The sequence below is a fragment of the Erwinia sp. genome, assembly GCF_031978025.1.
GTDB lineage: Bacteria > Pseudomonadota > Gammaproteobacteria > Enterobacterales > Enterobacteriaceae > Erwinia.
The window spans coordinates 1-6833 of record NZ_DALZCD010000236.1; the positions used below are offsets into that span (position 1 = coordinate 1).

Consider the following 6833-nt stretch of genomic DNA (forward strand, 5'->3'; position numbering starts at 1 on the left):
CCTGCTGGGTCGTGTGGTGAACACCCTGGGTGCACCTATTGATGGCAAAGGCGCCATTGATAACGACGGCTTCTCGCCAATCGAAGTGATTGCGCCAGGCGTTATCGACCGTCAGTCCGTTGATCAGCCTGTACAGACTGGTTATAAGTCTGTGGATGCGATGATTCCAATCGGCCGTGGCCAGCGTGAGCTGATCATCGGTGACCGTCAGACCGGTAAAACCGCGATGGCGATCGATGCGATCATCAACCAGCGTGATTCCGGCATCAAGTGCGTGTACGTGGCTATCGGCCAGAAAGCTTCTACCATCGCTAACGTGGTACGTAAGCTGGAAGAACACAACGCGCTGGCTAACACCATCGTAGTTGTCGCTACCGCTTCTGAATCTGCTGCGCTGCAGTACCTGGCTCCGTATGCAGGTTGCGCCATGGGCGAATACTTCCGTGACCGCGGTGAAGACGCGCTGATCGTATACGATGACCTGTCTAAGCAGGCTGTTGCATACCGTCAGGTTTCCCTGCTGCTGCGCCGTCCGCCAGGTCGTGAAGCTTTCCCTGGTGACGTGTTCTACCTCCACTCCCGTCTGCTGGAACGTGCTTCCCGCGTGAGCGCCGACTATGTTGAGCGTTTCACTAACGGTGCAGTGAAAGGTAAAACCGGTTCTTTGACCGCGCTGCCGATCATCGAAACTCAGGCTGGCGACGTTTCCGCGTTCGTTCCGACCAACGTAATCTCGATTACCGATGGTCAGATCTTCCTGGAAACTAACCTGTTCAACTCCGGTATTCGTCCGGCGGTTAACCCAGGGATCTCTGTATCCCGTGTGGGTGGTGCTGCTCAGACCAAGATCATCAAGAAACTGTCCGGTGGTATCCGTACCGCACTGGCACAGTATCGTGAACTGGCAGCGTTCTCTCAGTTCGCTTCCGATCTGGACGAAGCAACCCGTAAACAGCTGAGCCACGGTCAGAAAGTGACCGAGCTGCTGAAACAGAAACAGTATGCGCCGATGTCCGTAGCGCAGCAGGGTCTGGTGCTGTTTGCTGCCGAGCGTGGCTTCCTGAACGACGTTGAGCTGGCGAAAATCGGCAGCTTCGAAGCAGCGCTTCTGGCCTATGCAGATCGCGACCACAGCGAGCTGATGGCTGAAATCAACCAGGCGGGTAACTACAACAACGATATCGAAGCGAAGCTGAAAGCTCTGCTCGAAACGTTCAAGAAAACCCAGTCCTGGTAATGTCTGGCGGCTTGTCCCTTCCGGGGCAGGCCGCAAGGCTTTGAGGAGAAGCTTATGGCCGGCGCAAAAGAGATACGTAGTAAGATCGGAAGCGTTCAAAATACGCAAAAGATCACCAAAGCGATGGAAATGGTCGCCGCCTCCAAAATGCGTAAATCGCAGGAACGCATGGCGGCCAGCCGTCCTTATGCAGAGACCATGCGCAAAGTGATTGGTCACATTGCGTTAGGCAATCTGGAATACAAGCACCCTTACCTGGAGGAGCGCGACGTTAAGCGCGTCGGCTACCTGGTCGTGTCTACCGACCGCGGGCTTTGTGGTGGTTTGAACATTAACCTGTTCAAAAGAGTGCTGGCTGATATGAAAGGCTGGGCGGATAAAGGCGTCGAGAGCGATCTGGCGATTATCGGCTCCAAAGGTCTTTCGTTTTTCGGCGCTGTCGGCGGCAACGTGGTTGCTCAGGTTACGGGCATGGGCGACAAGCCTTCCCTGTCCGATCTGATTGGCCCGGTAAAAGTCATGCTGCAGGCTTACGACGAAGGTCGTATCGACAAGCTCTATGTCGTCAGCAACAAATTTATCAACACCATGTCCCAGTCTCCGCAAATCGTCCAGCTGCTGCCGTTACCGCCAGCAGATCCGGAAGATGGCGTAGTGAAAAAGAGCACCTGGGATTATCTGTATGAACCGGATCCGAAAGCGCTGCTGGACACGTTACTGCGTCGCTACGTCGAGTCTCAGGTTTACCAGGGTGTTGTAGAAAACCTGGCCAGCGAGCAGGCCGCGCGTATGGTGGCGATGAAAGCTGCGACCGACAACGGCGGAAACCTGATCAAAGAGCTGCAGTTGGTATACAACAAAGCTCGTCAGGCCAGCATCACCCAGGAACTTACCGAGATTGTCGGTGGAGCCTCCGCGGTTTAACCAGGTTTAATGAATTAGGTAGAGGATTCAAGATGGCTACTGGAAAAATTGTCCAGGTAATCGGCGCCGTTGTTGACGTCGAATTTCCTCAGGACGCAGTACCACAAGTGTACAGCGCGCTTGAGACTAAAAATGGTGATGCCCGTCTGGTGCTGGAAGTACAGCAGCAGCTGGGTGGTGGCGTGGTTCGCGCTATCGCAATGGGTTCTTCTGACGGCCTGAAGCGCGGTCTGGAAGTAGCTGACCTTGCGCACCCAATCGAAGTACCGGTAGGAACCGCGACGCTTGGCCGTATCATGAACGTGCTGGGCGAGCCAATCGACATGAAAGGCGACATCGGCGAAGAAGAGCGTTGGGCGATCCACCGTTCTGCACCTTCATACGAAGACCAGTCCAACTCTCAGGAGCTGCTGGAAACCGGTATCAAGGTAATCGACCTGATGTGTCCGTTCGCGAAGGGCGGTAAAGTGGGTCTGTTCGGCGGCGCGGGTGTAGGTAAAACCGTAAACATGATGGAGCTGATCCGTAACATTGCGGCTGAGCACTCAGGTTTCTCCGTGTTTGCTGGTGTGGGCGAGCGTACCCGTGAAGGTAACGACTTCTACCACGAAATGACCGACTCTAACGTTATCGACAAAGTTTCTCTGGTCTACGGCCAGATGAACGAGCCACCAGGAAACCGCCTGCGCGTTGCCCTGACTGGCCTGACCATGGCGGAAAAATTCCGTGATGAAGGTCGTGACGTTCTGCTGTTCATCGATAACATCTATCGTTACACCCTGGCCGGTACCGAAGTGTCCGCGCTGCTGGGTCGTATGCCATCAGCGGTAGGCTACCAGCCAACGCTGGCGGAAGAGATGGGCGTTCTGCAGGAACGTATCACCTCAACCAAAACCGGTTCTATCACCTCCGTACAGGCCGTTTACGTCCCTGCGGATGACTTGACTGACCCATCGCCAGCCACCACCTTTGCTCACTTAGATGCAACCGTGGTACTGAGCCGTCAGATCGCGTCTCTGGGTATCTACCCGGCGGTTGATCCACTGGATTCTACCAGCCGTCAGCTGGATCCGCTGGTTGTGGGTCAGGAACACTACGACGTGGCTCGTGGCGTCCAGTCTCTGCTGCAGCGTTACCAGGAACTGAAAGACATCATCGCTATCCTCGGGATGGACGAGCTGTCTGAAGATGACAAGTTGGTGGTTGCTCGCTCTCGTAAGATGCAGCGCTTCCTGTCTCAGCCGTTCTTTGTGGCAGAAGTCTTCACCGGTTCTCCGGGCAAGTATGTGTCGCTGAAAGATACCATCCGTGGCTTTAAAGGCATCATGGACGGCGAATTCGACCATCTGCCAGAGCAGGCTTTCTACATGGTTGGTTCCATCGAAGAAGCCGTGGAAAAAGCGAAGAAACTGTAATAACGGTTTCCCGGGAGGTTAATTATGGCTATGACTTTTCACCTGGACGTAGTTAGTGCAGAACAGCAGATGTTCTCTGGCACTGTACAGCGTATCCAGGTGTCAGGTAGCGAAGGCGAACTGGGTATCCATCCTGGACACGCCCCGCTGCTGACCGCCATTAAACCTGGTATGGTTCGCATCGTTAAAGAACAGGGTGACGAAGAGTATATCTATCTCTCCGGCGGCATGTTGGAAGTCCAGCCAGGCGCGGCTACCGTGCTGGCTGATACAGCGATTCGCGGAACTGACCTCGACGAGGCCCGTGCGATGGAAGCGAAACGCAAAGCCGAGGAGCACATGAGTGGCTCTCACGGCGATGTGGATTTTGCTGCCGCGTCGGCTGAACTGGCTAAAGCGATCGCCAAACTGCGCGTGATCGAGTTGACCAAAAAAGCGATGTAATTCAGGTTTAAGCAGAAATGCCAGGCAGTTTTCTGTCTGGCATTTTTTTATTGTTGAAGTCACTAAGGTATATCTGACTGAACGAAAGTCGCTTAGTAATCAGCTTACATTTAATGTTGTAATTAAACTGAACAATAATGCTTCAGTTATGCCACAAAAAGAAGCAAAGCGTACAAAATGCCATCACGACTGCTGTGATAGTTAACGCTGAGCAGATGAAGCATTCAGTCTTGCTGCCGATAGCTTCCTCTATAACGTGTTCCTGCACGGCTTTGTTTTTTTCCGGAATATAAATATAGCCTTTTCCAGGGAGGGTTTTAATACAGTTCCTGAGATTTACTGCGGCTAAATCACGGCGTATTTTATAGATCAGCTGAGTCAGATTAGCATCATCAATAGTAGCGGCCCGATTCTCCCAGGTTGCCGTAATCAAATGGTTTTTTGTGAGTTCTTTTTCTGGATTACGAAGGAAAAAGCTCAGTAATTTTTTCTCTTTTTCGCTAATGGTTAATGTAATATTGCCGTTAATTAAATGATTTCTTTCTTCTGAAAAATAAATATTATTACCGAGGTAAATTTCTTCGTTCATGACCTTAACCTGTTTAGTGGGATGACTCGTAATGGATTTAAAAATTATTTAGTAAAAAGACCCGCACAGTCTCTACAAGTTCTGATTAATGTTTGTTTCAGGATATATTATTTTTAGCAGTTGTCGTTCTGCTCGTTTCTTCTTCTTTTGGTGGCAGGAATATAACAGTAGAAAAGACAATATTGGATTGTAATTATTAGCAGGTGGATTGTAAAAAGTGGGGGCTGAAAGGTGCTCAACCGCGTCAGTAAAGGGTCTGAAGCGGTTGGGCCGTATGCTATGTTACGAGAGATTCTAATTATTGTTTATCTACCATTGATAAAAGAGAGTGTGGCCTTACGGGTAGAGGCCCATCGATATCACTATCTGGTGTGTCGCCCTGTTCAGGGATATATCGATTATTCATGTTTCTCATAAAAATAAAGCGAGAAAACAAGGGTTATTCTTTATTTGTAACTGGCAAGTCTTTTTGTGTCGGGGCAAAGTCTGTCTGCCATGGATAGCCATTGGCATAAACTGCAGTTAACTTTTACCTGATAAGGATTCACCATGAGTAAGTTAGTTCAGAGAGATACCCTGACTGAGCAGTCATATCAGAATGATGGTTTTGATCCAAAAACCAATACTTCAGAATTTAGTTATACTTCTGGCCGTGTAGCGCAACGTGTATATAACAAATATAAAACAGCGGGCAAACCAAAAGTGTTTGGTTACTACACCGAATGGGCGCAATACGATCAGCGCCAGAATGAGAATAGTGGCGCTATCCCTAAAAATCGGCGTGGACGTGGTATTGATATCACTAAACTGGATCCGACTGCTTACGATAAAATTATTTTTGGCTTTATCGGTATCGTTGGTGATAAAGGTGTTAATAAACAACACATCGATAAGGCAGCAGCCTGGACCGGTAAAAAATTGTATGAAATGACCATTCTGGATCCGTGGGCCGACTGTCAGGCTTACGTTAACTGCGGTTTCAGTGGTTGGAAAGCGTTCGGATTTGGTCCGGGTACTACTTATCCGGCCGATGGCGAAGGTGACTGTTTTTATCAGAATCACCCTAACCTGCAAGGTGTGCTGGGCGCGATGCGCGATCTGCAGAAGAAAGCGAAAGCGCAGGGTCATGACCTGGCGCTCTCATTCAGCCTCGGTGGCTGGACCATGAGTGAAATCTTCCACGAGCTGGCGAAAAGCCAGAGCGCAATCGATACGCTGGTCGCCAGCATTATTGATTTCATCAAGCGTTTTCCCATGTTCTCTGAAATTGATATTGACTGGGAATATCCAAATGCAGCCGGTGCCGGTAACCCATATGGCCCGGAAGACGGCGCGAACTACGTTAAGCTGATCGGCACCCTGAACAAGGCGCTGCAGGCAAACGGCATGGGCCATGTAAAAATCAGTATTGCTTCTTCTGCTAACGTAGATGTGCTTCAGCATTCCAATATCAAAGGTCTGCTGGAAGTGGGCCTGCAGGGCATTAACCTGATGACTTATGACTTCTTCGGTACGCCTTGGGCGGCAGGTCTGGATCATCACGCTAACCTGTATAAAACCAAAAACACCACCTACAGTCTGGAAGAAGCCGTTGAGTATCTGCTGACTCTGGGTGTGAATCCTGAAGCTATTAATATTGGTTACGCCGGTTATTCGCGCAGTGCGAAAGGCGGTGACATCACATCCTTCTCACCACTGGAAGGGACATACGATGGCACAGGCACTATGCCAGGTACATTCGAATCCGGCTGCGTTGAATACTATGACGTCATCAGCAACTACCTGGATCTGGAAAACCAGTGCGGCCGCAACGGTTATAACGTTTATACCGATGACGAAGCCTGTGCAGATTACCTGTACAGCCCAACCTCTAAAGTTTTCCACTCTATTGATACACCACGCACCGTACGTGAAAAAGCGCGTTACGTGATCGAAAAAGGCCTGGGTGGTCTGTTCACCTGGACCATCGATAACGATAACGGTCTACTGGTTAACGCCGGTCGTGAAGGTATGGGCTGTGAGATTGTGCAGCAGAAAATTGATATGTCGCCTTTCTATTTTAAAGGTATCAATATAGATGGTGAAAACCCAACACCAGAACCAACTCCAGAACCGACCCCGGAACCGACTCCAGAACCAACGCCGGAACCGACTCCAGAACCAACGCCGGAACCGACCCCGGAACCAACGCCAGGCGATGACACCACGCCAACTGCTGTGATCA

The 6833-nt window shown here is 50.6% G+C and carries 6 protein-coding genes; 5 read left to right on the plus strand and 1 reads right to left on the minus strand.

What is annotated here, in order from left to right:
- The 4 genes from atpA to RTK32_RS16765 form a co-directional block, all read left to right on the plus strand.
- Positions 1–1237: F0F1 ATP synthase subunit alpha (gene atpA / locus RTK32_RS16750; protein WP_312045959.1), on the plus strand; the 1237-nt coding region annotated here is incomplete at its 5' end.
- A 54-nt stretch (positions 1238–1291) separates the two neighbouring features.
- A complete protein-coding gene (gene atpG / locus RTK32_RS16755) occupies positions 1292–2161 on the plus strand; it encodes a F0F1 ATP synthase subunit gamma (protein ID WP_312045961.1) in 870 nt (289 codons plus the stop codon).
- A 32-nt stretch (positions 2162–2193) separates the two neighbouring features.
- Positions 2194–3576 (plus strand): F0F1 ATP synthase subunit beta, encoded by a 1383-nt coding sequence (gene atpD, locus RTK32_RS16760; protein ID WP_125289176.1) that lies wholly within the window; start codon positions 2194–2196, stop codon positions 3574–3576.
- 24 nt (positions 3577–3600) lie between these two features.
- Positions 3601–4020 (plus strand): F0F1 ATP synthase subunit epsilon, encoded by a 420-nt coding sequence (locus RTK32_RS16765; RefSeq protein WP_125289177.1) that lies wholly within the window; start codon positions 3601–3603, stop codon positions 4018–4020.
- Positions 4021–4162: 142 nt separating this feature from the next.
- On the opposite strand, the gene RTK32_RS16770 is transcribed toward RTK32_RS16765, so the two are convergent.
- Complete coding sequence (locus RTK32_RS16770) at positions 4163–4609, minus strand: winged helix-turn-helix domain-containing protein (protein ID WP_312045964.1); 447 nt, start codon at positions 4607–4609, stop codon at positions 4163–4165.
- 549 nt (positions 4610–5158) lie between these two features.
- Between RTK32_RS16770 and RTK32_RS16775 the strand changes: the two genes are divergently transcribed.
- On the plus strand, positions 5159–6833 hold a 1675-nt coding region (locus RTK32_RS16775), incomplete at its 3' end, for a glycosyl hydrolase family 18 protein (protein WP_312045966.1).